The sequence below is a fragment of the Paenibacillus protaetiae genome, from assembly GCF_004135365.1.
GTDB lineage: Bacteria > Bacillota > Bacilli > Paenibacillales > Paenibacillaceae > Paenibacillus_AP > Paenibacillus_AP protaetiae.
The window spans coordinates 1,113,480-1,138,601 of record NZ_CP035492.1; the positions used below are offsets into that span (position 1 = coordinate 1,113,480).

A 25,122-nucleotide genomic window follows, 5' to 3' on the forward strand; every position below is an offset into this window, starting at 1 on the left:
TCCAACCATAGCTTGTAGATTATACTAGTGGAGTCTTGTACTTCTTCGAAAGGGGCGAGTTCATGCTCTATATATTTAGCGGGTTGCCCGGTACCGGGAAATCCACATTGTCAGCTGCCCTGGCTGCACAGATAAAGGCTGTGTATCTCCGGGTCGACGCTGTGGAGCAGGCGATGCGGGATATTGGAATGAAGGCTGACGGGCCTGAAGGTTATTATGTCTGTTACGCGCTTGCAGCGCAAAATCTCCGATTGGGATTAGACGTAATTGCGGATACGGTAAATCCCATCCGCATCACGCGCGAAGCGTGGCGCGGCGTCGCGGCGTCAGCCGGAGCTCCATTTGCGGAAATTGAAGTCGTCTGCACGGACGTTTGTGAACATAAGCAGAGAGTCGAAACGCGCACTGCCGATATTCCCGGTCTTGTTCTGCCAACTTGGGAAGAAGTCATAAATCGGCATTACGAGGAATGGGACCGGGATCGGATTAAGATGGATACCGCTCATAAAACTGCAGCTGAAACTTTAACTGAATTATGCGGCCAGCTGCATCGTTACAGAATGGATGAGAAGGAGCGAATATGATGCAACTAGAGCAATTTTACTGCCGAAATTACCGGATCGGGCCTTCCGAATCGGATTTCCGGTCCATGTACCGGCCTTCAGCGATGTTGGAGCATATGCAGCTCGCTGCCGACGGAGATTTGAATGCAATGGGGATCTCCACTTCCGAAATGTTGGAGCAAGGACTTGGCTGGATGCTGCTGGCGACGGATCTGAGCATTCTTCATCCTGCCCGGCTGGACGAAGAAGTGTCGCTTTTCACTTGGAGCAAAGGAAGCAAAGGGGTTTTGTGGCTGCGGGATTTCATCTTGACCAATCATGAAGGAGATCGCATCGCTGAAGCCCGGACATCTTGGGCGCTCATCGACTTGCAGAAGCGCAAGCCTTTGAGGCCGTCGGCAATGCCTGTTGAAGTAAAGGCTTATCCGGAGCATTCCCTTGGCGATATTCCGGAAAAGATTATACTCCCGGAAGGGCGGCAAACGCGGGAAACAGATCGATTCACAGCCCGATACAGCAGTACCGACAGCAACGGGCACATGAATAATGCCCGCTATGCCGATCTTTGCTGCGATAATTTGACTCCGGTTGAACTGGCTGCAGGAATTAGACGATTGCAAATTTCATACTACCGCGAAGTACATATGTTTGAGCAGGTGATCATAGAACGGACGGATGCCGCCGATGGGATCATTTGGTTTCGGGGGATGGCAGCAGATGAAAGAGGCACCGTTTTTGAAGCAAAATTGCAATTGAACGGGGCAGCTTAACTGGCTGAACTTGCAGTTTCCCTGCTTAACGTTATCCGTCTGCTGCAAACGATCGCAACTTTGCCGGCCGGGAATCGTCTTACATGTGGAAGAAAACGATCATTCATGCAGTGAAATAAAATAAAAGAATAGGAAGGTGTTATCCGTGAGTGAATGGAATGAGCAAGCGATCCGGCATATGGTTATCTTTAATTTGAAGCATGAGCAAGGCTCAGCCGAAGCGGAGAAGTTTTTGGCCGACGGCCAAGCAATATTAGCTTCTATCCCGACGGTTTCGAACTTTGGCGTTTTCTCGCAGACGAGTGTGAAGAACCCTTATCAATATGGCTTCTCGATGGACTTTGCAAGTCAGGCCGACTACGATTTCTATAACGAGCATCCTTCGCATACCGGTTTCGTGAAAGAGCGCTGGGAGCTTGAGGTTACGGACTTTCTCGAAATTGATTTTCAACTAAAACGCTAACGACAAGGAGATCGGAACTATGAAGATTGATCTTTCTGGACAAACCGCCTTGGTAACGGGAGCTACAGGAGAGCTTGGGCGTGTTATCGTTCGTACACTGGCAGAAAGCGGGGCGGACATTGCTTTGCATTACCATAGCAACGAAACTAAAGCGGCCGAATTGAAAAATGTGGTCGAAGCGCTTGGGCGGCGCGCCGTTGCCGTCCAAGCCGACGTAACGAAACAGGACGCAGTCCAAGCATTGAAGCAATCCATTGAAACGAGTCTGGGACACGTCGATATCGTCGTGGCGAACGCGGTTGCGCAGTACAAGTGGACATCGGTGCTGGAGCAGCCTGCCGAGGATTATGCAAGCCAATTTGATTCCTGCGTCATGCAAAGCGTGTATTTGGCGAAAGCTTTCATCCCGGGCATGATCGAGAGGAAGGGCGGGCGCTTTATCGGCATTAACACGGAGTGTTCGATGCAGAACTTCCCGTCGCAATCGGCCTATGTAGCGGGCAAGAGAGGCATGGACGGAGTATATCGGGTGCTGGCGAAGGAAGTTGGCGAACATCAGATTACGGTCAACCAGGTCGCGCCGGGATGGACGATCAGCGAACGCGAGCGTACGAACGGCATCGCTGAAAGCAGCGATTATATCAGGAACGTGCCGCTTAGGCGCCGCGGCACCGATCAAGAGATCGCGAATGCGGTTGCTTTCCTCGCTTCGGACCTGGCCAGCTTCATTACGGGAGCTTATATACCGGTTAACGGCGGAAACGTCATGCCGGCTATTTAATTCGAACTTGCGAATTAAAGCAACCCGTTCATCTTGATGCGGGGGTTGCTGCAGCTGTGCTCTTGTTGCTGCTGGCTACACGGAGCAGTAAACGGCAATGATGGCCAAAGTCACACATCCGCTTCACCTACAATATGATGAGTCTAGAAATCAAAAGAGGTGAGCCAATGGCAGTCGTAAAAGCCAGGAAACAGGATGTCGATATGTTGGCAAGGTTGCTCCGTGCTGAAGCCGAAACCGAAGGCGAAATGGGCATGCTTCTAGTTGGAAATGTTGGCATTAACCGGATAAGAGGCAACTGCTCCGATTTTAAAGGAATCCGGACGATTCCCCAAATGATTAACCAGCCGCATGCGTTCGAAGCGCTGCAGCATAGTTTATACTATCAAGGCGCAAGGGACAGGGAGCGCCGGCTGGCGCAGCGGGCTGTCAATGGGGAGCGGAATTGGCCGGCCAAATTTTCCTTATGGTATTTCCGTCCGGGCTCGTTCGAAAATCCCGGACCATGTCCGCCAACCTGGTATAATCAGCCGTTCGCAGGACGCTGGAAGAAGCACTGTTTTTATGAACCAACCGGAGAAGAATGTGAAAATGTATATAATACGTTTTAATAGCGATACAACGAAAGCCGCCTATGAGGCGGCTTTTGTTATTCCATGCAGGTGTATGAGCGCTAGACCAAACCACCTCTTTGAAGCTGACGGAGAGGTCATTGATTATTTGTTAACCTTTTATTATAAAAATAGGTTTACAATTAAAAAGCGCCGAATTATAATTCAAAACATTAGCTATGAACGTGATATACAACATTCATTGCTTGATTTCTACATAGGTCAACGTGCGCCGGTGCAAGGGCATATAATCTAAACGAAGGTGTGACTGAACATGAATCTGGCAGTACCCATACTAAACCGTGCTTCGCGGGAACCGGACCGAATCGCTATTTCACACGGGCAGAGGCAGCTTACCTATTCCCAGCTCATAGAACGGGCCCAAAAAATCGCTTATGGACTCCGGAAATCCGCCTCAACTCGTGATAAGATCGTAATCCTATCCGGCAACCGAATAGAGTTTGCTGAAGTTTTTATAGGCGCTGTATATGCCGGTTATGTGCCTGTTCTATTAGATCCTGCGTGGAATCCGCTCCAAGTAAACCAAATAATCCGGCAATGTCAGCCGAAAGCCATTTTTTGCGAGCAGCGCTTTACCGGGATGATAGCCGGGGAACACAGCCATATCGAACGTTTCGTTTTCCCTAATGAACAGCCCGGGAACTATGAGCAGTGGCTGACTGCATGCAAGCCCGATGCTGTTACGGAACGAGCCAGCGAAACTTTATTTATTGGTTTTACATCAGGGACGACAGGCGTTCCGAAAGGATATATGCGATCTCATGACTCCTGGATTCAAAGCTTTGAAGTAACCAACGCGGCTTTCCAGCTCGATATAATGGAGCATGTATCGGCACCCGGCCCTTTTGTGCATTCCCTCTCGTTATTTGCGCTGGTGCAATCCTTGTACAGCGGTGCAACTTTTCATATTTTGCAAAAATTTGATGCCGCTCAAGTACTCGCGTTGTGCTCAGCGGTTCCGAATATGATTATGTTCGTCGTCCCCTCTATGATTGATTCGCTGCTGCAATCGGCTGTTCCCGGAACAACATCCATTCGCGCGTTAATTAGTTCAGGCGGGACATGGTCCAAGCAGTCGAAGCGACGATGCCGACAAGTATTTGCCGGTGCTAAGCTGTATGAATATTACGGCTCGTCCGAAGCGAGTTATATTAGTTACATGGATGTTACTGGGGAAGAGAAGGCCGGTTCCTTGGGAAGACCTTTCGATGGAGTGGAAATATCGATTCGGGACGAGCAGTTTCAGGAGGTGCCTGCGGGCACGACCGGTCAGTTGTACGTTCGCAGCGCTATGATTTTCGATGGCTACTATCAGCTGCCCGATGAGACAAAAAACGTTTTTCAGGATGGCTGGCTTCGGACAGGCGACTACATGTATACCGATGGCGATCACTACCTTTATTTGGCCGGCCGTTCACAAAATATGATCAAAACAGGCGGCCTGAAGGTGTTCCCGGAAGAAGTGGAAGCGGTATTGCGGCGTATGCCAAATGTTCGGGAGGCCATGGTTTGCGGCACGCCTCACGATCATTGGGGAGAACAGGTAACGGCCATTATTCAATGGCGCGATGGACAGCCGTCCGCTTTAGAAGAAGTGAAGCGATTTTGCGCTAACCGTCTGCCCGGCTATAAGACGCCCAAAGAACTTATCACCGTGGATGAATTCATCTATACGAATAGCGGTAAAGTGGCGCGCCGCATCATGATAGATCATATGAAAAGAGTGATATTATGACAGATGCGGTTATTGTCATGGCTGTACGAACACCGGTAGGCAAAATCGGGGGAGCGTTAAGCCGGTTTGAGCCGGAGGCGCTTCTCACTCCGCTTATTCGTCATATGATATCGGAAACGAACTTGCCTGGCGGCATGATTGATGATGTCATCATCGGAAATGTAGTAGGACCGGGAGGAAACCTTGCACGTGTTGCAGCTCTTGAAGCCGGGCTCCCCGTAACCGTACCTGGTGTAACGGTTGACCGACAGTGCGCTTCAGGTCTTGAAGCCATTAACATGGCTGCCCGGCTTATCCAAAGCGGAGCCGGTGAAATATACTTGGCAGGCGGAGCCGAGAGCACAAGCCGTGCACCTTGGAAAATGTATAAGCCGCAGACGCTGGCGGGAACCCCTCAAATATATACGCGTGCCCGCTTTACACCAAGCGCCTATGGCGATCCGGATATGGGGGCGGCAGCGGAAAATGTAGCCCGGGCTTTTGCGATCTCAAGGGAAGCACAGGATCTGTATGCTTTAGACAGCCATCAGAAAGCGGTTCGTTCGCGGGAAACAGGGCGGTTCCGGCGGGAAATTGTACCGCTTCAAGCGGATGGAATTCAGATCACCGAAGATGAATGCCCAAGAGCAGATACAAGCTTGGAAAAACTGCAAAAGCTGCAGCCTGTGTTTCTTGAGCACGGCACCGTAACAGCCGGCAATGCTTGTCCCGTCAACGATGGAGCTGCGCTTGTCCTCATCATGTCGCGCGAGAAATGCAAGGAGCTGCATTTGACACCTGTATTGCGGTTTGTAGATGCGCAAGCAGCAGGAGTAAATCCGCATTATTTAGGAATAGGTCCTGTTCCCGCTATTCGCCGCCTGCTAAATCGTTACCAGCTGACAGTGGACGACCTGGACATCGTGGAATTTAATGAAGCGTTCGCTTCGCAGGTGCTGGCCTCTTTGCAGCAGCTTCAGCTTTCAACCGATAAGGTTAATATCGGCGGGGGAGCCATCGCATTAGGCCACCCCTATGGTGCATCCGGCGCGATCTTAATTACGCGCTTATATTCGGAAATGCTGCGGAAACCCTTTAAACGCGGCATCGCTGCACTAGGTATCGGCGGGGGAATGGGGCTTGCAACCTTGGTGGAGGCAGTCCGATGAACAAGATTACGTTCCCGTATCATCTCACCGCAGCATCTATTATTGCGTATGCACACAGCATCGAAGCTCCCTTACAGCGGATAGGAGAAGCATTGATCGCACCATCAACGATGCCGGTTGCTTTTTGGAAAATCGCGGATGCCCCTTGGCTTGATAAAGGAAAAACATTCCTTCACGGCAGCCAGTCATTTACATACAAGGCTCCCCTAAAAGCGGGCGCTCATCTTGTTTGCGAGTTAGAGCTGACCAAAACTGAAAAAAAGACCGGCAGAAGCAGAAATTTGATCCTGTATACCCATGTGCTTACATGCACTTGCGGTGGCGAACGGATCGTAACAGCAGAAACGGTATTAATAGACGCAGGTGATCCATTATGAAAAAAAAGATAACGGTAGAAGCGATCCGGCACTATGCCGATGCTTCCAAAGATCCGGCCGCAATTCATATTGATCCTGATGCCGCAAGGAAAGCCGGGTTCGAGCGTCCCATTGCACAGGGCATGTATATTATGGGGTTGGCCCATTCCATGTATTTGAGCAGCAATCCGGCACAGTGGATCAAATCCGCTCGAATGACTTTTCTAAGTCCGCTTTTGTCGGAAACAGCCGTACACTTTAAATTTGAATCTATGGGCGTAGATATCGAAGTTACGGTCACGGGTGAAAACGGTGAAGTTGCAGCGAGAGGATGTTTCTCGGTGGAAGGAGGTCCGGACAGTGAATAAGACCGTCGTCATTACCGGCGCCAGCAGAGGTATTGGACGCAGCGTCGCTCTGCAGCTTGCAGCAAGCGGATATCGGGTCGCTGTTAATGGCACGCAGCAATCCAGCATTAGCTTTGTCGTGGAGGAGATCCGGCAGCATGGGGGAGAAGCGTCGGGTTATTGTGCAAACGTGGCAGACCCTGCACAGGTTACAGCGATGATGGATGCGGTTGTCATGAAATACGGCTCGATTGATGTTCTGATTCATAACGCCGGAATTGTGCAGGATCGCAAATGCATTCATATGTCGGACGAAGAATGGAAATCTGTGATGGATGTCCATTTGAACGGCGCTTTTTATTGCATTCGGCGGGCGCTGCCTTATATGCCTGATCAAGGCGGCGACATTCTGTTGTTAACTTCAACAGCCGGGTTGAATGGCTCTGTTGGACAGGTGAACTACAGCGCCGCCAAAGCCGGAATGCTGGGGATGGTGTGGACGCTGGCGGAGGAGCTCCGGCATCGCCATATCCGGATCAATGCCATTGCCCCTGCTGCTTTGACGGATATGACCCGCCCTGTCATCGAGCATTTGAAGGAAAAATATGCCCGCCGCCATGAACCGTTTCCAGCCTATTGGGAGATTGGCCATTCGGATGATGTTGCACATTTTATTCATATTTTGCTGGAGCAGGCCGATGAAGATTTGACAGGCGAAATATTCGGGATAAATGGCTCCATGGCGACGCAGTGGCAGAAACCATCAAGAGCCTGGTCGATGAACGATCCGGCGGCTTTTTTCAAGAATCGGAAAGAAAGGCAAGCCGAACTTCATATCCCGTGACTTTGCTGCAGTCCATCATGGGCCGAGCTTAGCCTGACCATCTGACCATCTATGGAGGAAGAAGGATATGAATTGGAGCACAAGATTAACTGAATTACTGCATATCCAATATCCCATTATCCAAGGCGGACTTGCCTACTTGGGGTATGCAGAGCTTGCAGCAGCCGTGTCCCTTGCCGGCGGCCTGGGTCAGGTTACAGCGATGAGCCTTCCACATGCAGAACTGCTGCGGGAGGAAATTGCTCGCACCCGCGCCTTGACGGACAAACCGTTCGGAGTGAATTTGGCTTTGGGCATGCATCATCATGACGTCAAAGACCGGCTGAATATAATCCTGGAGGAGCAAGTGCCGGTAGTGTCCATTACAGGCGGGGATCCGACGGAAGTGCTGAACAGGCTGGGGCCAACTAATGTAAAAACGTTAGTGCTCGTCTCCTCGCGCAGGCAAGCACAGAAAGCTGAACAGCTAGGCGCGTCAGCTGTTATTGCAGTTGGCCATGAAGGAGGCGGACACCTGGGACGTGCCGGTGTAGGAACGATGGTATTGGTCCCCAGCATAGTCGATGCGGTACAAATCCCCGTGATTGCCGCAGGCGGAATCGGAGATGGACGCGGATGGATGGCTGCCCATGCGCTTGGTGCAGAAGGGATTCTGATGGGAACCCGTTTTATCGCGACGCAGGAATGTGTCCATGCGTCTGACAGCTATAAACAGGCTTTGGTTAGAAGTTCAGAGTCAGACACAACTATTATAAAAGCATCCATCGGTTTTCCGGCAAGGGTGCTGCGAAATGGTTATGCGGACCATATATTAGCCGTGGAACGCGCTGCTCCGGATTATGAAGCGCTTAAGCACCTGATTAGCGGCGAGGCGAATAAACGCTGGGTTCATGACGGAATAGAAGAAGAAGGCTTTGGCTGGGCGGGGCAGGCGACTGGCTTTATTCAAGATATTCCCACGGTGTCCGAGCTGATGCATAGGATGGTTAAAGAGGCGGAGCGAATCAAAAACCTTTGGAGAGGATTCGAGTGAATGGAACAGATGGATATATTGAACTATTGTAAGCCCTTCGTTTTATATGTCCAACTTTAACTAAGCTTGTTTGCGGCCTATTCTTGCAATGGTATAATAACGCCAATCCGGAAATTGGAGGTCGTATTGGACAGTGGAAACAACAACCGAGCAGCAAATTGCCGAATGGATGGTTAACGAGATTAAATTTAGGGGTATTCTGCGCCAAGAAGAAGCGATTGCGCATGTGAAGGAGCATTTTGGCGAGCAGTATATCTTTGTGAACGAGAACGGAAATGTCTCGCTGGAGAAAGAGGTTAAGAAAGCTTTCCGCAAGCAGCATAAAGGCAAAGTCGCCTGGGACCGCGACGGCTTCTTTTGGGCATGGACGTAGGCGGCTGCCCCCGGTCTATAACGATAGTGCAAACCAAAAAAAGAACTGTACCGGCGTCATACGAGATGACGTTGGTGCAGTTCTTTTATTAGCGATACCGGACATCACTAAGCTCCTTAATTACGTGTCACATGATGATCAAACGATGCGAAATCGTTAAAAGGGGCAAAGCAGCCCTTTCGGTTGTTTATTTCTTCAGAATCCCCTCGAAAAAAACTTGGCAGGAGATCAGCAGATGGTCGCCAAAGCTCTCCTTCGTCGTCCCCATGACCCAATTGAGCATAACGCCAAGGAACATTTGCAAAGCAATATGGGCCATCGTCTCAGCAGGGATCGTTGTCGTAAACTCACCGGACTGCTGGCCTTTTTCGAAGATCGGAACCATACAGTCTATAACATAACAGAAACCTTCCTTGCTTTCCTCGATATTTTGCTGATTAGCCAGCATCCCTTGGATAGACAACAGCAGCATGCTGTGATGCTCGGCCATCGAATCGCCGAGTGTTTTAATTACCGCAAGAAAACGGGGGCATAAGGGCCGGGTTTATCCTTCAAATTGACTAGCTCATCTAACGCAATAATCTTATCAAGCTTCCCCCGGACTTCTTCTTTCGTTTTGAAATAGTTGAAAAAGGTGCCTTTAGCTACACCTGCAGCTTCTGTAATTTGAGCGACGGTGGTGGCTTCAAAGCCTTGTTCGGCAAACAAGCACATCGCCGCTTCAAGTATGCGGTTTTTGGTCTCGAGTTTTTTCTCTTCCCGTTTCACAGCAATCATCCTCCGTTATTGCCTACAGTATAGCATAACCGGTCGAAAAATGGGCCTGAACATTTAATGACCGACAGTTCAATTTTATTTAAAAAATGAAGCAAATCACGGTCTTATTTTTCATATATATCGCAAGAAAACGCTTTATTATAAACGTTTTATTAAAGTTGACCATCGGTATAAAATTAAGTTGACCGCTGGTCATTTTATAGCTATAATCCAGAAGAACGAAGTCAAGAATGGGGGATTCGAATGACAAGTAATCAAGCAGTACCGGACGCAAGCACATTTACGATCAGGTCGATCATTGCGCCGCTCATTGCCGTTATTGTCGGCTTATTTATGGTTATTCTGGACGGGACCGCGATGAACGTGGCATTAAGCGGGTTCATGAAGGAGTTCGGGAAGGAGCTGTCCGTTGTACAATGGACGACGACAGGTTATGCACTGGCGCAAGCGGCGGTTATTCCGCTGGCCGGCTGGCTGTCGGACCGTTTTGGGGCGAAACGGATATTCCTCGTGTCTGTAGGGATGTTTACGGCCGGCTCCTTGCTTTGCGCTTTTGCCGGCAATATCGAGATGTTGATTTTATTTCGCGTTATTCAAGGTCTTGGCGGCGGCATGGTGATGCCCATTGCATTTGCAATCATTTATAAACTAAGCCCTCCTGAGAAGGTAGGCTCGGTGATGGGGATGCTGGGCATCCCGGTTCTGATCGCTCCAGTTTTGGGTCCGGTAGTTGCAGGCGCGCTGATCGATTACGCATCGTGGCACTGGATCTTCCTTATCAATATTCCGCTTGGCATCATCGGGGTTATTGCCGGCATGCGGACGCTGCCAAACATCGAGCGCCAATCCGTGCAATCGCTGGATATACCGGGTATTATTTTTGGACCGCTTGCCTTTGCCGCCTTGTCTTATGGAGTAAGTGAAGGAGGAACGAGCTGGACGTCGGTTCAAACCTTGTCCGGCCTTATTGTCGGGGCAGCCGCTTTGCTTATTTTCATCTTTGTTGAGCTTCGCAGCAAGCAGCCGCTTCTTGAACTGCGGGTATTCCGTTCGAGAGATTTCAGTAAAGGGATTGTCGTCCAGTGGTTCACTCAAATTGCGCTAATGGGCACGTTCTTCCTCATTCCGATGCTGCTTATCCAAGTACAGGGACATACGGCGACAGAATCTGGCGTCATTATGCTTCCTCAAGCGATTGCTTCTGCGATCTTTATGCCAATTGGCGGACGCCTGTTTGACCGGATCGGGGCAAGGCCTCTTCTGGTAATCGGGTTAGGTATTGTTGGCGTCGCTTCATACATGCTGTCCAATATTTCCTCCGCTGACGGACTGTCGCTTATTCTGATCACTTCCGGGCTGTTTGGCGTGGGAATGGGACTTTCCATGATGCCGATGAATACGTACCTGATTCAGGCATCTCCGCCTAGCCTGGTTGGACGCGTAACCTCGCTTACTTCGGCAGCTCAGCAGGTTATGACATCTTTTGCAATTGCAGGCCTCAGCACTTATTTGACTACAAAGATTAAAGATGCTTCTGCGCCGGGGCAGGCGCCTTCCGTAGATGCGTTGTATCATTCCTACGGCGAAACGTTCCTTGTTGTTGCCGGTATTGCCGTTGCAGGCGTATTGCTTGGCTTCCTGTTGCGCAAACCGGTCAGATCGCCGGGCGATGAAGGCCATGTCGCGGAAGCGCCGATGATGATGGGGCACTAGTCGAAACGAAAAAAACCATCTGTTTCTGAGCAACTCAGAAACAGATGGTTTTTTTACACAACTACTCCAATTTCCTTTCTCGGAACGGGGGATAGCAATATAGCTGAACCTTGCCAGATAAAAGGACGGCTACGAATGAATAGACGACTTAGTAATAACGCAAACCGTTGGACAGCCGATCTAATTCGTTCCAATCAAGAACAATAAAACTGCTGCGTTTTTTCGACAGGGTCCCAGAAACAGATAATTTTTGGATAAGCCGGTTAAGATGCCTTGGGGTAGTGCCAATTACAGATGCGATCTCCGGGATATTCTGTGATTGAATTTCTCTGCCGAAGTCATTAGATTGACGCGTCGTTAAAAGATAAATTGCAAATCTTTCTTCGACAGAAGCGAGCAGGTTGATCCTAGAAGCAGATGTACATGTTTGGAGCTTATAGGATAGATGATGCAATAACTCATTTAAGAATCGACAATCGTTAAGTAAACTCTTTTCAACCGTCTGCTTATCGATGAAAATGAAGCAAGTGTCGGCTAAAGCTTTAACTTGCGATTGAATAGGCACTTTTTGAATAATTTCGATATCACCAAATATGGAGAAAGGATAACAGAAGCGGAGCAGCAACGATTTTCCTGTCTCTACGCTTGTTGTTACTTTTGTCTGACCCTTTACTTGCAAGTAAATGCCGTCCAGGTCATCTCCTTCCTGTAAAATCAGCTCGTTTTTCTCATAAGTGCGAAGTTGAAGCGGAATTGAATCAATATCCGAAAACATTCGTTCTAACTGGAATTGGTTACAATAGGATTCGATCTGATCATTTTCAAAAGAAACTTTCATGGTTACCTCCAAATATGGACATCGGTCCTTTTCATTTTAATTCATTTTGTTAAGATTAGAAAAACCGAAGGAGGAGTCGAAATGAAATTCGTATTTGACTTGGATGGAACGATTTGCTTTCAAGGGAAGCCTTTAAGCGAACCCGTCACAGATATACTAGATAAACTGAGAGAAGATGGTCATGAAGTCATTTTCGCTTCCGCCAGACCTATTCGTGATCTATTACCCGTATTGCCGGTACATATGCATCAAGCGCCAATGGTCGGGGGAAATGGCGGCTTCGTATATAAGGACGGCCGTCATATTGCTTCCCATCGCTTGGAAGCTGCTGCAGCGGACCGTATTATTCATTTAATAAAGCAATATGAAGCCGATTATTTGGTCGATAGCTTATGGAATTATGCTTACTCCGGCAATTCGGAGCATCCCATTCGAAAAAATTTAGATCCGGAAAATCGAGCTAAAAATGTTTGTATTGACGATTTAGAAGAGATAGTTAAAGTCGTTATCTTGAACAGCCTGGATCAACAACGTCTCATGAGTGAATTAGAGAAGCTTCCAGTCAAAATGTACAAGCATGGCTCAGAAGAAATCATTGATATAAGTCCTGAAGGGGTTAATAAATGGAGCGGCCTTCAGTTGCTTGGCCTTCAGCCTGGCGAGTACATCGCCTTTGGCAATGATGCTAATGATATACCCATGTTTCAACAAGCGGCACGCTCGATATGTGTCGGTAATCACGCAGAACTCATGGAATATGCAAGTGAACATGTAGAGAGCGAGGAGTCCAAGATCATCCAAAAATTAAACGAGATGATAGCTGAGTTTAGAAATGAGATAAAAGAGGGCTCTCTTAATCGAACTTAATAGCATTAGCGTTAGTTAATGCTAAGACGCAATTCCGCCATCATAGCCTCAGCTTGCTGTGGATCTTCGTTCAGCAGCTTCCTGTATGTCAGCATCCAATTGAGCGTTACAAGCATATGATCGTATTCTTCTTTTTTACGTTCGATCTCATTGATCTTCTGAACAATCCATTCGATTACTTCCTGGTTCGTGCGTGTGTTCGTATCATGGTCCTGCAAAATCGTCTTCATCTCAGCTATCGAGCATCCGATGCCTTGAAATTTCTTAATCAGCTTTAACCGCTCAATTGCTTTGTCTGAATAGTTGCGGTAATTATTTTTCTCTCGCTGAATATGGCTGCTGTCAAGCAAGCCTTCCTTCTCATAGAAACGAATGGTGTAAGGCGCTAACCCCATCAAATCTGCTAATTCTTGAATTTTCATATGGAACCAACCTCCGAAACGCTTGCCTTAAAGTTTACTTCATAGTTTAGACTGGAGTCATATCTTCGTCAAATGGTTAAGGAGGCGTAAAACGATTATGCGTATATTCGTTACAGGGGCAGCAGGTTACATAGGTACTGCTGTTGTCCGCGAACTTATCGGTGCAGGCCATCAGGTGGTTGGTTTAACCCGTTCAGAGAATGGTGTTCATGTATTAGAAAATTTGGGAGCTGAGGCGGCTCGCGGTGTTATTGAGGATCTCGATTTGCTGCGCAGCTGCGCAGCCGCTTCAGACGGTGTTATTCACCTGGCATTTAACCACGATTTCTCTCATTTTGACGCGTCGTTAGCCACTGATCTTCGTGCCATCGAAGCTATGGGAGCCGGGCTTGCGGGTTCCGGCAAACCACTTGTTATGACAGCTCATGCGAATGGCAAATCATCGGAGGATGCAGCGCTTGCCTATATAGAACAAGGCGTGAGAGCATCGATCGTCTCGCTGGCACCTTCTGTTCATGGAGAAGGAGATAAAGGCTTCGTGCCGCAATTAATCCGGATCGCCCGGGAAAAAGGCTATTCGGCTTATATTGGAGACGGCGCCAACCGTTGGCCGGCGATTCATCGCTTGGATGCGGCCGTTTTGTTCCGTCTCGCTGTAGAATCTGCGCCTGCTGGCTCACGACTGGATGGCGTAGGCGACGAAGGCATTCCGTTCAGCGACATCGCCGGCGTCATCGGGCGTCACACGGGTGTGCCGGTAGTCAGCATTCCGCGTGAAGAGGCACAGGCGGCCTTCGGTTTTCTAGGCATGGTCGCGTCACTTGACTTAGCAAGATCCAATGAAGGGACGAAGGAACTGCTTGGCTGGAAGCCTGTCCAGCAAGGACTTCTCGCAGACCTGGAGCAAGGGCATTATTTCACAACATAACGTCAAATCTATTCTGTAGATGACAGCCGAAACCGCTATTGTATAACGTCGAGAACAGATTTCTTTTAAAAAACTGCCGCCGATATGAACTGCACCTCCAATGTTAGATTGTGTCTAACAATTGGGGTGCAGTTCACGATAGCGGTGGTTTTTTTGGATTGATCATTCCGATAGATATCAGGCATTAATAAACTATATTGTTGTTATTTGACAAATAAGAACACTTGTTCTATAATTGTGGAAAAATCTTATACAGGAAAAAACACATTAAATCAAAGGAGTCGATGAACTTGAAGAAACTTGCTGGGAAAATCGCTCTCGTAACCGGAGGGAGCCGCGGAGCAGGAAAAGGGATCGCCGTTGAACTGGGGAAAGCCGGAGCTATCGTCTATGTGTCCGGAAGAAGTTTGCGAGGTTCGACTACAAACCATTTTCCAGGCAGTATTGATGAAACTGTCGAAGAGATTGTACAACACGGCGGGCAGGCATACGCATGTCGCTGCGACCATACCAATGATGAGGAGACACAAGCTTTGATCGAGAGAATCCGACAAGAGCAAGGTTGCCTCCATATCCTTATTAATAACGTCTGGGGAATGCATGACTTGGAAGTAAATTTACAACCCAAACCTTTCTGGGAATATCCGCTGGACATGTGGGATGCTACGATTCAGAACGGCGTACGTGCACAAGTAGCGACTAATCATTATGCGATCCCGCTTATGCTGGAAGCTGATTCCGGTTTGATCGTACATACCACATTCCGGGACCAGGATAAGTATTTAGGCACGTTTTATTATGATCTTGCCAAAAATGCAATTAACCGCTCCGTGCTCGGATTAGCTCATGATCTCCAACATACTAATATAACGGCGGTAGCAGTCTCCCCTGGCTGGATGAGAACAGAACTGGTATTAAGGAACTTCAATACTGACGAAGCGCATTGGAAGGAGATTGACGCTCTTAAACAAACGGAGTCGCCGTATTATGTCGGGCGGGCTGTGTCTGCCTTGGCAGGGGATGGGGAAGTGAACCGTAAAAACGGACTGGTACTACAAGTTGGTGATCTTGCTCAGGAATATGGATTCACCGATATAGATGGACGAATCATACCTCCTTTTCTAATATAGCTGATGAAAGGGCTGCCGCGCGGCAGCTGCTCAACATGCAATAGATTTGAGCGATCTATCATTCAGATTGGGCGAGAAGAGCATGCATACATCGAAAGCCGCATAAATGCGGCTTTTTATTTTTTGTATAGAAGTTCTTATTGTGTGATCATAACTGAAAGAATAAGGTTCTGAGGCAACACACTACCTATCATTAACCCAATTTTCACATAAAATAGTTTTTAGTCTAGCCAATAGCAAACTATAGTCCATGCATAAAAAAAACAAATCACGTACACTGAACCATCTTATAGGGAGGTGTCGTAGTTGAGTTGTCCCAATATAAAAAAACGATGCAAAAGAAAAACTATTACTGTGTGTCATCCAAATAGAAAAAAAAGAAACGCCGCCAACGAGTTATTAAGAAAATAGTCATTTTAAAAAAGTGTCGCCCCCTTAAAGGACAGCAATTACTCCAAAGACTTGCGGTGGCTATTGCAGATGCCGGACCGCAGGGACTTGCAGGAGCACTTGGTCCCCAAGGAGCTGCCGGAATTGCTGGTGCGATTGGGGCGCTTGGGCCTCAAGGAATTGCAGGAGCACTTGGACCTCAAGGGCTTGCAGGACTTGTAGGTGCGATTGGAGCACTTGGACCTCAAGGAATTGCAGGAGCGCTTGGTCCCCAAGGAGCTGCCGGAATTGCCGGTGCGATTGGAGCGCTTGGACCTCAAGGGCTTGCAGGTGCGCTTGGTCCCCAAGGAGCAGCAGGGCTTGCAGGTGCGATTGGAGCACTTGGACCTCAAGGATTAGCAGGACTTGCAGGAGCACTTGGTGCAGCTGGATTGACGGGACCAGCAGGACCGACAGGGCCGATAGGACCGGCAGGCGGAGTATTAGGTTTTGCAGATTTTTTTGCCCTGATGCCTCCTGATAATAGTGTAACTGTTGCTCCTGGCACGGACGTAAGTTTTCCGCAAGACGGTCCGGTTAGTGGAACTGCAATTACCCGTATAAATGCAAGTTCATTTGACTTGGCTGAAATTGGCACTTATCAAGTTTTATTTCAGGTCAATGCAAATGAAGCCGGTCAATTAATTTTAACACTAAATGGCTCTGACCTATCCTATACGGTAGTTGGACGTGCAACAGGGACTTCTCAAATAGTAGGGACGGCCCTTGTGCAAACAACCGTCATTCATTCAGTACTCACAGTACGAAACCCTGCCGGTAACTCCACGGCACTTACTATCACTCCATTAGCTGGAGGAACAAGGCCGGATTCTGCACATCTTGTTATTATGAAGATTGCATAGAGGAAAAGTTAATCAGGGATATTCTCTAACAATCAGTCATAGAGAATATCCCTGTTTGATAAATGGTACTGCCGGGATAGTTATACGTCCTTAAAAAATTAAAAGGACTTCATATAAACATATCGAATACCTCCATATGGAACCTTTAAGAGACATTCTGCCACGGGATAAGGAGAGTGACAAATTGAACGTACAGTTAGAAAAGATTACCGAAGACAAAATTAGCACCTTAAAACGACTCGTTGAATTGGCTGCTTATGATCTGTCAGAGCTAAGCGGCTCTAAGATTGACGAAAAAGGATCGTACATTACGAACCTTAATCTTAGCGCTTGGGTCGATGATCCGAACTATGAACCCTATTTTATTCGGGCAGATATGGAATTAGCCGGGTTTGTTATCATTAAACATTTAACAGAAGAAGACGTATATTATCTGAATCATTTTTTTATTTTGAGGAAGTTTAGAAGAAATAACATAGGCACGACAGCAGCAATTAGGACGTTTGATTTGTACGCAGGGAACTGGAGAGTGAGCGAATTTGATTGGAATAAGCCTGCGCAACTTTTTTGGAGAAAAGTAATAAAGGATTATACGCAAAATAATTACGTTGATATTAGGCGAACTGATAATAAAGGGCCTGCACAAGAGTTTTCCGGCCGTACCAAATACATAGGAAGTTAAGAAATGAGAAGCCGCTATCCGAAGATAGCGGCTTTTTTAATTTTCAACCAGTAACACCAGCCTATACCTAACCTGGTTTATCCTCATACGTTATATGGTTAATGACCTCATTTTATTGCTTTGCATTCATTTACTCTTTTAGACAAGGGAGATGGAATGGTGGCATCAACCACAGAGCTCACGGGACGAGTAATCTTTAAAGGCGACCCAGGATATGAAGCGGCACGTAAAAACTGGGATCCTCATACAGACAGATACCCCAAAGTGTTTGTCTTTGCTCAGAAGACGAAGGATGTTGCAAACGCCATAAGATGGGCAAGAGAAAATAAGGTACCCATTCGCGCCAGAAGCGGAAGGCATGCCCTTGAGAAGGATCTGTCGCAAGTCAACGGCGGAATAGTTATTGATGTAAGCGGTCTCAAAACCATTAAGCTGAATAAAAAAGGTGGTACGGTTGTTGTTGGAACAGGGAACCGCGTTGGGAAAATCGTCGATACCCTTGCCCGGCAAGGCTATATGGCTGGATTTGGCGACAGTCCTTCGGTCGGCATCGGCGGCATCACGCCTGGAGGCGGAATTGGACCTCTCCAACGAACAATTGGTCTTATCAGTGATAATTTGATTGGTCTTGAGATGGTAGATGCAAAAGGCAGAATCCTTAAAGCGAACAAAAAGAACCATTCCGATCTGCTGTGGGCATCACGCGGCGGCGGTGGCGGTAACTTTGGCGTGTATACCAAATATAAATTCAAAGTAAGGCGCTCTCCGGCTAATGCTACCGTATTTCAGTTCACTTGGCCATGGAACCAATTCGAAGAGGTCGTGAAAGCATGGCAGCGATGGGCTCCTTTCACCAGCACCAAACTGGGCAGCGAACTGTCGGTCGGTCCTAAAAAAGGCGGAAATGTGAGCATGTTAGGCATCTATCTCGGTTCCAAAACAGAAGCTCTCCGTTTGTTAGAACCGATTACGAGCGTCGGAACGATAACCACCAAAGTCATACGCAACCTTCCGTATTTGGAAGCTACCAAATTTATGCTAGCCCCCGATCCGGTTCTTACTCAAAAATTCAGCAACCAGTTTTCCAGCGGTTTTGGTAATAAACCGTTCCCGGACAAAGCATTTAAGTATATGCGGGAGTTTTTGGAGAAATCGGAGGGAGGTACCCCTGCAGGCTTCTTCTTCCTTAATTGGGGCGGCGCAATCAGGCGACTTGGACCTAGAGACACTGCTTTTTATTGGCGCAAACCGCAATATTACGTAGAGTGGAACAGTTCATGGGTTAAACCGTCTCATGCAGCTAGAAACATTGCGCTGGCCCGGAACACTAGGAAGAAGCTGCAACCTTATATTGTAGGGTCGTATATCAACGTACCGGACCAAGGAATAAAATGCTCCGGTCCGGTTTATTATGGCAAGAACTACGCGAGACTTCGGAGAGTCAAAACGAAATACGATCCTCAGAATGTTTTCAACAACCCGCAAAGTATTAAACCACTTCATACGAAAAAGAGATAAAACGAATCCAATCCCGATGATCAACTGTTGATCATCGGGATTGTCCTAGCCTCATTTCCCGGTCATTGGGCAGGAGCAAGCACTAAGGCTTTCAGGTTATCTTCCTGGTGTTTGTCCACCCAAGGAAAAAGGCCGTGTAATAAATGCCGTCTTGCTGCCATAAGTAGTACGTTTGGGTTTTGAACTTCAATTTATTGGTATCAGAATGAATAGGCTCCGAATAAATATGATCGTTATCAGCATATGCGAAAATTTCGATACCATTGATCTCAAGTTTGCGTAGGAGCGACAACTTCTTCGTATCCACGACAGGTGCTTTGCTCTGGTATAAGCTAACATAGTCATTCACTTCATAAACAGCGGAATCATAAGGAACGCGGTAAGAGCTCCATAAGGTGTCCGAGTCCGGTCTAATGGGGAATTCGGTGTTCTGATCGCCGGCTTGCAGCATAAGCGAATCAAAAAGTTTAAGACCATAATCTGGGATGTCGAACGGGAACTTCACGGGAAATCCAAGAATTGTCTTCGCCGCTCGCAAATCCGTCTCGTCATATAAAGGGAAAGAATTGCCTTCGCCCTTATAGTCTACATGTTGAACTTGGTCCGGCAAGGCATATGACCGCACGATTGGCGCCAGTTCGCCTTGCGAAAGATCGTCGCTAAAGTAATTAATCGAATACGTTACATCGTTATCCTGCCATACGAAACTTTTGGCCGTAGCAGGTTTTTGCTTATACCTGGGCATTTTATCCGTGTACATAACGCCATTAACATCGCCTACGATCAGGTCTTCCTGCTTGTAGGACGGCGCATGATCCGGCTCTTGGGAATAAGAAGCACCCCATAGTAGATTATGCTCCAGTAAAGTGCCTTTGCCTTTGGAAGCATACACCACGATATTTCGCTCATCTGCTTGGCCAAAGTCCGATACAAAATTGATTGTTACGAATTCAATCAAGTCTGCTTTATTCCGCTTGCTGAAATTTTCATTCAATTCCACGTTTTTTAGGTGATATCCTTCGGGCAGATAGTCAGGCACTTTAAAGTCAAACGTTGAAAAATCGAGTGCCCGGTCCAGATTATTAAACCATTTGGACGAGGGAATCAACCTGTCGATCTGAAAGGAGGAAACCGTATTCGTCTGCTTGGAACCCGCTGCTTGGGGAGCATTCGATTCAACATTCCCGTTGGTGAGCACAACTGCGCCTAAGACTAGAATCAATAAAATCGCTATCGCAGACAACCTGTATGAACCTTGTTTAAACTTCGCTATCATGGTAACTCTCCGTTTCATCTCATTCTTGTTGTTGAAGAAATAGGATAGATTAACCCGTGGAGATGAGCTTCGGGAAAATAAACGCGACAGCATAAGAAGCGTCATGCCGTACGACGAAGCTTCCCGCTCTCCCAATACCTCAAGCACAACCGCATCGCAGGCGATTTCCCTATCGGAAGCCATTTTTCGCCGGGCCAGCCAAACCAAAGGATTAAACCAATGCAGCCATACTGCTAACGTCCAAAAGGAATTGAACCATAAATCTTTGCGCTTATAATGCGCCAGCTCGTGCATAAGAATATGGGTCAACTGCAGGGAATCAGCAATTATAACCATATCCTCCGGCAAATAAATTTTCGGCTTTGTCATTCCGTAGATGCAAGGGCTGCGTAAACAACTTGTCTCATAAACAGGAATGGTTTGTCTAATACCCAGTTTTTCACTGCACGCTTGATGAACAGAAAGTACCTCTTCGCTGTTGATCAGGCGGGAGAAGCTGACTTGTTTTCTGAACCTTAGTGTCACAATCAAGTAGTAAATAGCAAGTATTACTAACCCCCCAAGCCAGATAAATAAGCCGATTGCCAGTACAACTGTCCAACCCTGTTTTACCTCGCCGGTATGAGCGAGATGAGCTGAATGAACCGAAACAGGAACTTCAGACCGAGATGTGGATAAATCGGGAGGCGGGCTTTCTTCCGCGCCTTGTTGTAAGGTTACATTCGTTTCGTAGCCGGATTCGAAAGGGAAAGAGAGGAGGGAGTCGTTATCCTCTCCTTGCTTCATGGAACCGAAATTATAAGCAAGATGGCTATAATTGGTTGCCCAATTATCTGCTATCGTTTCCGGCACCAGATTAAACAAACTGATAGAACTCGATGGACCAACAGGTACAAGCAGTTTAATTAATACAAGGAACCACAAGGCATGAAATAATCTAGGTGTAAGCCGCAGATGAAACAACTTCCGAACACAGAGCAGCAGCAAAATGATTACCGCCGACGCCAACGATGCATGCAAGATAAGGGAGAACATCGTTTTCATGAATATCATGATTTCTTCTTCTTTTCCAGCAGTTGCTGCAGCTCCTCGATATCTTGCTCCGAGAGTGTTTCTTCCTCAAGAAATTTCGTAAAAAGCATGCCTACGGCCCCGTTATAAACTCTGTCTAGAAAGGATCGGTTCTCGGTCCGTAAGTATTCTTCTTGTGAAACCAACGAATAATAGAGATAATTCCTGCCGGCCTTTTCGAAACGGATCGCATTCTTCTTGTGCAGGCGGTTAAGGAAGGTTTTGATCGTCTGATCCGTCCAGCTCATCTGTTCCGACAACTTCGAAATAATCTCATTAGCAGACAAAGGTTCCTTCTGCCATAGCAGCTTCATCACTTCGCATTCGGCTTCGGTTATGTGGGGAGAGTTGCTCAACTTTTTCACCTTTTTCTATTCGTTTTGTTTACAAGCGTAAACGTAATTTGTAGTTTACACTTGTAAACGCAGTGAGTCAAGCGTAAACTGTTCCCTTCAGTGAAGCGTATGGTTACGCAGGGCGGGGCAAATAAGCATGTTTGACGGGTTTGTTTAACTAATGAGCAGTATACCCCCAACATATGGTAGTATGAAGAGAGGGGGGCATTCTTATGTCGATCAGTAAAAGGAAACTCATCATTTCAGTTTCATTTGGTTTAAATGTAATTTTCATTGTGTGCTTATTTTTCTTGTATCACTTGTATCAAGAAAATACCGATATGAAAAAACGGGCGATCCTTCAATATGCTTTACAGCAAAATGAAGTGCTACTAGATTTAGAAACGGCACTTAACCATGAAGATAACAAAGTCGATTATATTAATTCGCTAATCGGAGCGTATGCGAACATCTATCATAACTTTAATCTAACCAAAAACTATAATTCTGTTGGAGAGAAAGTGCATTTCCCTGAAAATATAAATATTTTCAACAATCCGAAATCTTCGTCTCCTGTTGTCTATTCTTTAGATAATCGTGTAACAGGTGAATTCAACGAAGAAATGGATCAGAAATTGAAACAATATATCTCTTATGTTTCGCAAGTCGTTAATACACTGGATATGCAGCATAAAATTAAAGGCAAAAGTTTAAGCGAGCAGTATAAAACATTAAACGAAGTTAGCGATCTAATCGATGGATTTAAATTAGAAAAGTAATTGAATCCGTTTATTACGCCAACGGGAGACATTCCCCGGGCTACCCTTAATAAACCTCTTAAAGCAGAAAGAGGTCAACCAGTAAAAACTGGCTGACCTTATAATACGAAAGGGCAGACTAGCGGGGCGATCATTACTTCTGGAATAAAGCCTTTCCTTGCTTTTCTAACCAATCCTCAAAATTCATAACTTCTGGGTGCCAATTACGCAGTAGGTTAAAATCCACTTCGTATCCTTCACCATTTAACCATTCGTATAAATCGGCTAATGTTGCATTATTATTCCGAACAGTCTCAATTGGAAGATGAACATAGCTAATAGGTCGACCGGTTGCCTTAGCAATTGCTGCGGCGATATTGGGTGGAGTCAGTGCGTCACCGGCAACTTCGATAGTCTTTCCCAAAAATTCATCCGGATGCCCGAAGAAAATTTTTACGAAAACGCCAATGTCTTCAACAGCAATAAGTTTGACAGGAACATCCGGTTTAGTCGCTTCTGTTAACGTACCATTTTGAATTCCAAACAATGGATTGGCGTAACTTTCCATGAAACCGGACGGTCTCAATATTGTTGCAGGCAGACCCAAATTTTTTATATATTTTTCGATTTCCCACTTGGCTAAATAACGAAAGCGAGCCTGTTTGTCTGCACCGCTAACCGATGAAAAAATGAAGTGGCGAACTACTGCAGCTTTCGCTGCATCGGCAACATTTTTACCCATTCGTATTTCTTTTTCGGTAGCTGCATCGTTCGGATTCCATTCAGGAGGCAGCACACTGAAAACTCCGTACACTCCTTGCATAGCTTCATCTAAAGAATTGCGATTCTCCATATCCCCCTGGAAAAGTTGCGCTCCAGCTTGAGCTATGATTTGGGCTGCTGGACTGGAGGGGTCCCGGGTTAATGCTCGCACTTGCCAGCCGTCTGCAAGCAACTGTCTCGTAGCTGCACGACCTTGTTGACCAGTAGCTCCAATCACTAAAATACTCCTATTTAAACCAGACATAAACTTCCTCCTAAATGAATTGGTTTGGGCGTGAGTAAAGCAACATAGCATTTAATCAGCCCTGTTGAAATTGTAATTCATGCATTATAATTTTTTAAGGAGGCACTTTTTTTAGTTCTACTAACATAATGTAATTAACTTTATTATGAAAGAGTGTGATGACTTGAGGGGACATGATGAGCAAAAATGTTTTGTCGCGGTTAATGAGGCATTACAGGTGATTCATAATAAATGGGCATTCCAGGTCATTACTCAACTCTATTACAACCGCCAACGTTTCAATGAACTGAGACGAAATGTTGGCGATATAAGTGTAAAATCTTTAATCGATATTTTGCGGCATTTGGAAAAATTGCAAATCGTTCATCGCGAAGTGTACCCTACAATACCTGCAAGCGTGGAATATTCGCTTACGGAAAAAGGCAGGGAATATAGAAAAATACTGCTTCAAATGCGCGAGTGGGGAGAAAAATGGATGCTTGATTCTGAAGCGCAAGTAATTGAACAAACGGGAAACGATAACTGAACATACACAGGGAGCAGGCTGTTCCCGTCCGCTTCATCAGCGAGTCCCTTGGAGCCAAGGTCACTGACGGGAGACAATAGCTGCCGGCGTTTATCGGCAAGCGTGTACGAACGCGCCTACTGGCGCTATTTTTTTAATTTCAAAATCCATTTTACACTTGTACATATTGCTAATGGTCAATTGATGATAGAATTAAAAGAGGACCAACACAGAGTTCCTGAAATCCCGTTATATCATTACGCCAAACGGGAGACGATAGTTGAATATCCAGAAAGAGGCTGCTGGTAGTGGCCGGCAGCTTCTTAAGTAACAGGTAGGAGTACGTAATAGAGAATCCTTTGTTAGGTTCTCCGTATAATAACTGGCGCAAAAATTTTGGTGTAAAGGAAGCTGGTAGTGAGCAATAACTTTTTTAAGTCGGCGACATGGCAAGGCTTTATTTTCGCATTATTGTACAGATTGCAATTATAGTTATTACATTAATGGTGTCAGGTTGCCAAATAAATACGGATGAGTTACTCACCCAAAAAGACGTAATTAATGCCTTTGACCAACAAGGCTATCATCTAGTTGACCATCGACAAATGCCAATTACATTTAATGGCGCCGAATCGTTTGGCTATAAGCTAGGTGATGAGTGGATTTATATATTCATTTATAAATCATCTGATGAGCTTAAAAAGGGTGTCACAGAATATAACAAGATGAGGAAAAAATCCTTCGCATGGATACCAGGTAAGGTATACGAATTTAATAACGTCGCCATACGAATTTAATAACGTCGCCATATAAGGCTTAAGTCGATTATCATACATTTGTATAAAATACGAGTTTTGTGAAAAAGTATGTATGCTAAAACCATGCTGTGCTTGTTCATACAGCTACAGCAAGCGGATGTTGCGCTTGCCTGCCTCAGC

Annotated in this window: 28 protein-coding genes; 21 read left to right on the plus strand and 7 right to left on the minus strand. The window is 46.6% G+C overall.

Annotation, left to right across the window (positions count from 1 at the left end; translation table 11 throughout):
* Positions 1–62 precede the first annotated feature (62 nt).
* The 12 genes from ET464_RS04930 (at position 63) to ET464_RS04985 (ending at position 9,045) form a co-directional block, all read left to right on the plus strand.
* Positions 63–584, plus strand: coding sequence for a P-loop nucleotide/nucleoside kinase family protein (locus tag ET464_RS04930; protein ID WP_129438757.1), 522 nt, complete (start codon positions 63–65; stop codon positions 582–584).
* On the plus strand, positions 581–1,333 hold the full coding sequence (locus ET464_RS04935; protein ID WP_129438759.1) for an acyl-[acyl-carrier-protein] thioesterase: 753 nt from the start codon (positions 581–583) through the stop codon (positions 1,331–1,333). Before ET464_RS04930 ends, ET464_RS04935 begins: the two co-directional genes overlap by 4 nt.
* A 145-nt stretch (positions 1,334–1,478) precedes the next feature.
* The gene (locus ET464_RS04940) at positions 1,479–1,796 is read left to right on the plus strand and encodes a Dabb family protein (protein ID WP_425271745.1); all 318 of its coding nucleotides are present in this window, start codon (positions 1,479–1,481) and stop codon (positions 1,794–1,796) included.
* 19 nt (positions 1,797–1,815) lie between these two features.
* Positions 1,816–2,577 (plus strand): SDR family NAD(P)-dependent oxidoreductase, encoded by a 762-nt coding sequence (locus ET464_RS04945; protein ID WP_129438761.1) that lies wholly within the window; start codon positions 1,816–1,818, stop codon positions 2,575–2,577.
* Positions 2,578–2,744: 167 nt separating this feature from the next.
* Positions 2,745–3,188 (plus strand): cell wall hydrolase, encoded by a 444-nt coding sequence (locus tag ET464_RS04950; RefSeq protein WP_129438763.1) that lies wholly within the window; start codon positions 2,745–2,747, stop codon positions 3,186–3,188.
* A gap of 274 nt (positions 3,189–3,462) precedes the next feature.
* The gene (locus ET464_RS04955; RefSeq protein ID WP_129438765.1) at positions 3,463–4,944 is read left to right on the plus strand and encodes a class I adenylate-forming enzyme family protein; all 1,482 of its coding nucleotides are present in this window, start codon (positions 3,463–3,465) and stop codon (positions 4,942–4,944) included.
* Positions 4,941–6,092: a thiolase family protein gene (locus ET464_RS04960; RefSeq protein ID WP_129438767.1), complete on the plus strand. Its 1,152-nt coding sequence runs from the start codon at positions 4,941–4,943 to the stop codon at positions 6,090–6,092. The genes ET464_RS04955 and ET464_RS04960 overlap by 4 nt, the downstream gene beginning before the upstream one ends.
* On the plus strand, positions 6,089–6,469 hold the full coding sequence (locus ET464_RS04965) for an FAS1-like dehydratase domain-containing protein (RefSeq protein ID WP_129438769.1): 381 nt from the start codon (positions 6,089–6,091) through the stop codon (positions 6,467–6,469). The genes ET464_RS04960 and ET464_RS04965 overlap by 4 nt, the downstream gene beginning before the upstream one ends.
* Entirely contained in the window at positions 6,466–6,816 is a 351-nt protein-coding gene (locus ET464_RS04970; protein ID WP_129438771.1) for a MaoC family dehydratase, read from the plus strand. Before ET464_RS04965 ends, ET464_RS04970 begins: the two co-directional genes overlap by 4 nt.
* Complete coding sequence (locus tag ET464_RS04975; protein WP_129438773.1) at positions 6,809–7,639, plus strand: SDR family NAD(P)-dependent oxidoreductase; 831 nt, start codon at positions 6,809–6,811, stop codon at positions 7,637–7,639. The genes ET464_RS04970 and ET464_RS04975 overlap by 8 nt, the downstream gene beginning before the upstream one ends.
* A 67-nt stretch (positions 7,640–7,706) precedes the next feature.
* On the plus strand, positions 7,707–8,672 hold the full coding sequence (locus tag ET464_RS04980; protein WP_129438775.1) for an NAD(P)H-dependent flavin oxidoreductase: 966 nt from the start codon (positions 7,707–7,709) through the stop codon (positions 8,670–8,672).
* Positions 8,673–8,841: 169 nt separating this feature from the next.
* Entirely contained in the window at positions 8,842–9,045 is a 204-nt protein-coding gene (locus ET464_RS04985) for a DUF6953 family protein (RefSeq protein ID WP_129444098.1), read from the plus strand.
* Positions 9,046–9,232: 187 nt separating this feature from the next.
* Here ET464_RS04985 and ET464_RS04990 read toward each other — a convergent pair whose 3' ends face one another.
* Both ET464_RS04990 and ET464_RS04995 read right to left on the minus strand, forming a co-directional pair.
* Positions 9,233–9,535: a TetR family transcriptional regulator C-terminal domain-containing protein gene (locus ET464_RS04990; RefSeq protein WP_129438777.1), complete on the minus strand. Its 303-nt coding sequence runs from the start codon at positions 9,533–9,535 to the stop codon at positions 9,233–9,235.
* Between the two features lie 20 nt (positions 9,536–9,555).
* Complete coding sequence (locus tag ET464_RS04995; protein WP_129438779.1) at positions 9,556–9,813, minus strand: TetR/AcrR family transcriptional regulator; 258 nt, start codon at positions 9,811–9,813, stop codon at positions 9,556–9,558.
* Between the two features lie 252 nt (positions 9,814–10,065).
* Between ET464_RS04995 and ET464_RS05000 the strand changes: the two genes are divergently transcribed.
* Positions 10,066–11,535, plus strand: coding sequence for an MDR family MFS transporter (locus ET464_RS05000; RefSeq protein ID WP_129438781.1), 1,470 nt, complete (start codon positions 10,066–10,068; stop codon positions 11,533–11,535).
* Between the two features lie 148 nt (positions 11,536–11,683).
* Here the strand turns inward: ET464_RS05000 and ET464_RS05005 are convergent, their stop codons facing one another.
* Positions 11,684–12,373, minus strand: coding sequence for a Crp/Fnr family transcriptional regulator (locus ET464_RS05005; protein WP_129438783.1), 690 nt, complete (start codon positions 12,371–12,373; stop codon positions 11,684–11,686).
* A gap of 81 nt (positions 12,374–12,454) precedes the next feature.
* Between ET464_RS05005 and ET464_RS05010 the strand changes: the two genes are divergently transcribed.
* Positions 12,455–13,240 carry an HAD-IIB family hydrolase gene (locus ET464_RS05010; protein ID WP_129438786.1) on the plus strand — a complete coding sequence of 262 codons (786 nt, stop codon included), beginning with the start codon at positions 12,455–12,457 and terminating at the stop codon, positions 13,238–13,240.
* An 11-nt stretch (positions 13,241–13,251) separates the two neighbouring features.
* Here the strand turns inward: ET464_RS05010 and ET464_RS05015 are convergent, their stop codons facing one another.
* Positions 13,252–13,662 (minus strand): MerR family transcriptional regulator, encoded by a 411-nt coding sequence (locus ET464_RS05015; RefSeq protein WP_129438788.1) that lies wholly within the window; start codon positions 13,660–13,662, stop codon positions 13,252–13,254.
* Positions 13,663–13,759: 97 nt separating this feature from the next.
* On the opposite strand from ET464_RS05015, the gene ET464_RS05020 reads away from it, so the two are divergent.
* From ET464_RS05020 to ET464_RS05040, 5 genes are all read left to right on the plus strand, one after another.
* A complete protein-coding gene (locus tag ET464_RS05020) occupies positions 13,760–14,590 on the plus strand; it encodes an SDR family oxidoreductase (protein WP_129438790.1) in 831 nt (276 codons plus the stop codon).
* Positions 14,591–14,874: 284 nt separating this feature from the next.
* Positions 14,875–15,720, plus strand: coding sequence for an SDR family NAD(P)-dependent oxidoreductase (locus ET464_RS05025; protein WP_244226667.1), 846 nt, complete (start codon positions 14,875–14,877; stop codon positions 15,718–15,720).
* A 467-nt stretch (positions 15,721–16,187) separates the two neighbouring features.
* The gene (locus ET464_RS05030) at positions 16,188–17,012 is read left to right on the plus strand and encodes a collagen-like protein (RefSeq protein WP_244226668.1); all 825 of its coding nucleotides are present in this window, start codon (positions 16,188–16,190) and stop codon (positions 17,010–17,012) included.
* Positions 17,013–17,196: 184 nt separating this feature from the next.
* A complete protein-coding gene (locus ET464_RS05035; RefSeq protein ID WP_165279903.1) occupies positions 17,197–17,694 on the plus strand; it encodes a GNAT family N-acetyltransferase in 498 nt (165 codons plus the stop codon).
* A 156-nt stretch (positions 17,695–17,850) separates the two neighbouring features.
* Positions 17,851–19,212, plus strand: coding sequence for an FAD-binding oxidoreductase (locus ET464_RS05040; protein WP_244226669.1), 1,362 nt, complete (start codon positions 17,851–17,853; stop codon positions 19,210–19,212).
* 91 nt (positions 19,213–19,303) lie between these two features.
* Here ET464_RS05040 and ET464_RS05045 read toward each other — a convergent pair whose 3' ends face one another.
* Together ET464_RS05045 and ET464_RS05050 are read right to left on the minus strand one after the other, a co-directional pair.
* Positions 19,304–21,541, minus strand: a complete 2,238-nt coding sequence (locus ET464_RS05045; RefSeq protein WP_129438796.1) for a M56 family metallopeptidase — start codon at positions 21,539–21,541, stop codon at positions 19,304–19,306.
* Entirely contained in the window at positions 21,538–21,873 is a 336-nt protein-coding gene (locus ET464_RS05050) for a BlaI/MecI/CopY family transcriptional regulator (protein ID WP_244226739.1), read from the minus strand. The genes ET464_RS05045 and ET464_RS05050 overlap by 4 nt, the downstream gene beginning before the upstream one ends.
* 254 nt (positions 21,874–22,127) lie before the next feature.
* Between ET464_RS05050 and ET464_RS05055 the strand changes: the two genes are divergently transcribed.
* Positions 22,128–22,673: a hypothetical protein gene (locus ET464_RS05055; RefSeq protein ID WP_129438798.1), complete on the plus strand. Its 546-nt coding sequence runs from the start codon at positions 22,128–22,130 to the stop codon at positions 22,671–22,673.
* A 133-nt stretch (positions 22,674–22,806) separates the two neighbouring features.
* Here the strand turns inward: ET464_RS05055 and ET464_RS05060 are convergent, their stop codons facing one another.
* The gene (locus tag ET464_RS05060; RefSeq protein ID WP_129438800.1) at positions 22,807–23,679 is read right to left on the minus strand and encodes an NmrA/HSCARG family protein; all 873 of its coding nucleotides are present in this window, start codon (positions 23,677–23,679) and stop codon (positions 22,807–22,809) included.
* 163 nt (positions 23,680–23,842) lie between these two features.
* Between ET464_RS05060 and ET464_RS05065 the strand changes: the two genes are divergently transcribed.
* A complete protein-coding gene (locus ET464_RS05065) occupies positions 23,843–24,205 on the plus strand; it encodes a winged helix-turn-helix transcriptional regulator (protein ID WP_244226670.1) in 363 nt (120 codons plus the stop codon).
* Positions 24,206–25,122 lie beyond the last annotated feature (917 nt).

What these genes read in the sequence shown, in the direction of transcription:
- ET464_RS04930 (WP_129438757.1), top strand. Translation starts at nt 63, where the DNA reads ATGCTCTATATATTTAGCGGGTTGCCCGGTACCGGGAAATCCACATTG.
- ET464_RS04935 (WP_129438759.1), top strand. Translation starts at nt 581, where the DNA reads ATGATGCAACTAGAGCAATTTTACTGCCGAAATTACCGGATCGGGCCT.
- ET464_RS04945 (WP_129438761.1), top strand. Translation starts at nt 1,816, where the DNA reads ATGAAGATTGATCTTTCTGGACAAACCGCCTTGGTAACGGGAGCTACA.
- ET464_RS04950 (WP_129438763.1), top strand. Translation starts at nt 2,745, where the DNA reads ATGGCAGTCGTAAAAGCCAGGAAACAGGATGTCGATATGTTGGCAAGG.
- ET464_RS04955 (WP_129438765.1), top strand. Translation starts at nt 3,463, where the DNA reads ATGAATCTGGCAGTACCCATACTAAACCGTGCTTCGCGGGAACCGGAC.
- ET464_RS04960 (WP_129438767.1), top strand. Translation starts at nt 4,941, where the DNA reads ATGACAGATGCGGTTATTGTCATGGCTGTACGAACACCGGTAGGCAAA.
- ET464_RS04965 (WP_129438769.1), top strand. Translation starts at nt 6,089, where the DNA reads ATGAACAAGATTACGTTCCCGTATCATCTCACCGCAGCATCTATTATT.
- ET464_RS04970 (WP_129438771.1), top strand. Translation starts at nt 6,466, where the DNA reads ATGAAAAAAAAGATAACGGTAGAAGCGATCCGGCACTATGCCGATGCT.
- ET464_RS04980 (WP_129438775.1), top strand. Translation starts at nt 7,707, where the DNA reads ATGAATTGGAGCACAAGATTAACTGAATTACTGCATATCCAATATCCC.
- ET464_RS04985 (WP_129444098.1), top strand. Translation starts at nt 8,842, where the DNA reads ATGGTTAACGAGATTAAATTTAGGGGTATTCTGCGCCAAGAAGAAGCG.
- ET464_RS04990 (WP_129438777.1), bottom strand. Translation starts at nt 9,535, where the DNA reads ATGGCCGAGCATCACAGCATGCTGCTGTTGTCTATCCAAGGGATGCTG.
- ET464_RS05000 (WP_129438781.1), top strand. Translation starts at nt 10,066, where the DNA reads ATGACAAGTAATCAAGCAGTACCGGACGCAAGCACATTTACGATCAGG.
- ET464_RS05005 (WP_129438783.1), bottom strand. Translation starts at nt 12,373, where the DNA reads ATGAAAGTTTCTTTTGAAAATGATCAGATCGAATCCTATTGTAACCAA.
- ET464_RS05010 (WP_129438786.1), top strand. Translation starts at nt 12,455, where the DNA reads ATGAAATTCGTATTTGACTTGGATGGAACGATTTGCTTTCAAGGGAAG.
- ET464_RS05015 (WP_129438788.1), bottom strand. Translation starts at nt 13,662, where the DNA reads ATGAAAATTCAAGAATTAGCAGATTTGATGGGGTTAGCGCCTTACACC.
- ET464_RS05020 (WP_129438790.1), top strand. Translation starts at nt 13,760, where the DNA reads ATGCGTATATTCGTTACAGGGGCAGCAGGTTACATAGGTACTGCTGTT.
- ET464_RS05025 (WP_244226667.1), top strand. Translation starts at nt 14,875, where the DNA reads ATGAACTTGAAGAAACTTGCTGGGAAAATCGCTCTCGTAACCGGAGGG.
- ET464_RS05040 (WP_244226669.1), top strand. Translation starts at nt 17,851, where the DNA reads ATGGTGGCATCAACCACAGAGCTCACGGGACGAGTAATCTTTAAAGGC.
- ET464_RS05045 (WP_129438796.1), bottom strand. Translation starts at nt 21,541, where the DNA reads ATGATATTCATGAAAACGATGTTCTCCCTTATCTTGCATGCATCGTTG.
- ET464_RS05050 (WP_244226739.1), bottom strand. Translation starts at nt 21,873, where the DNA reads ATGAAGCTGCTATGGCAGAAGGAACCTTTGTCTGCTAATGAGATTATT.
- ET464_RS05055 (WP_129438798.1), top strand. Translation starts at nt 22,128, where the DNA reads ATGTCGATCAGTAAAAGGAAACTCATCATTTCAGTTTCATTTGGTTTA.
- ET464_RS05060 (WP_129438800.1), bottom strand. Translation starts at nt 23,679, where the DNA reads ATGTCTGGTTTAAATAGGAGTATTTTAGTGATTGGAGCTACTGGTCAA.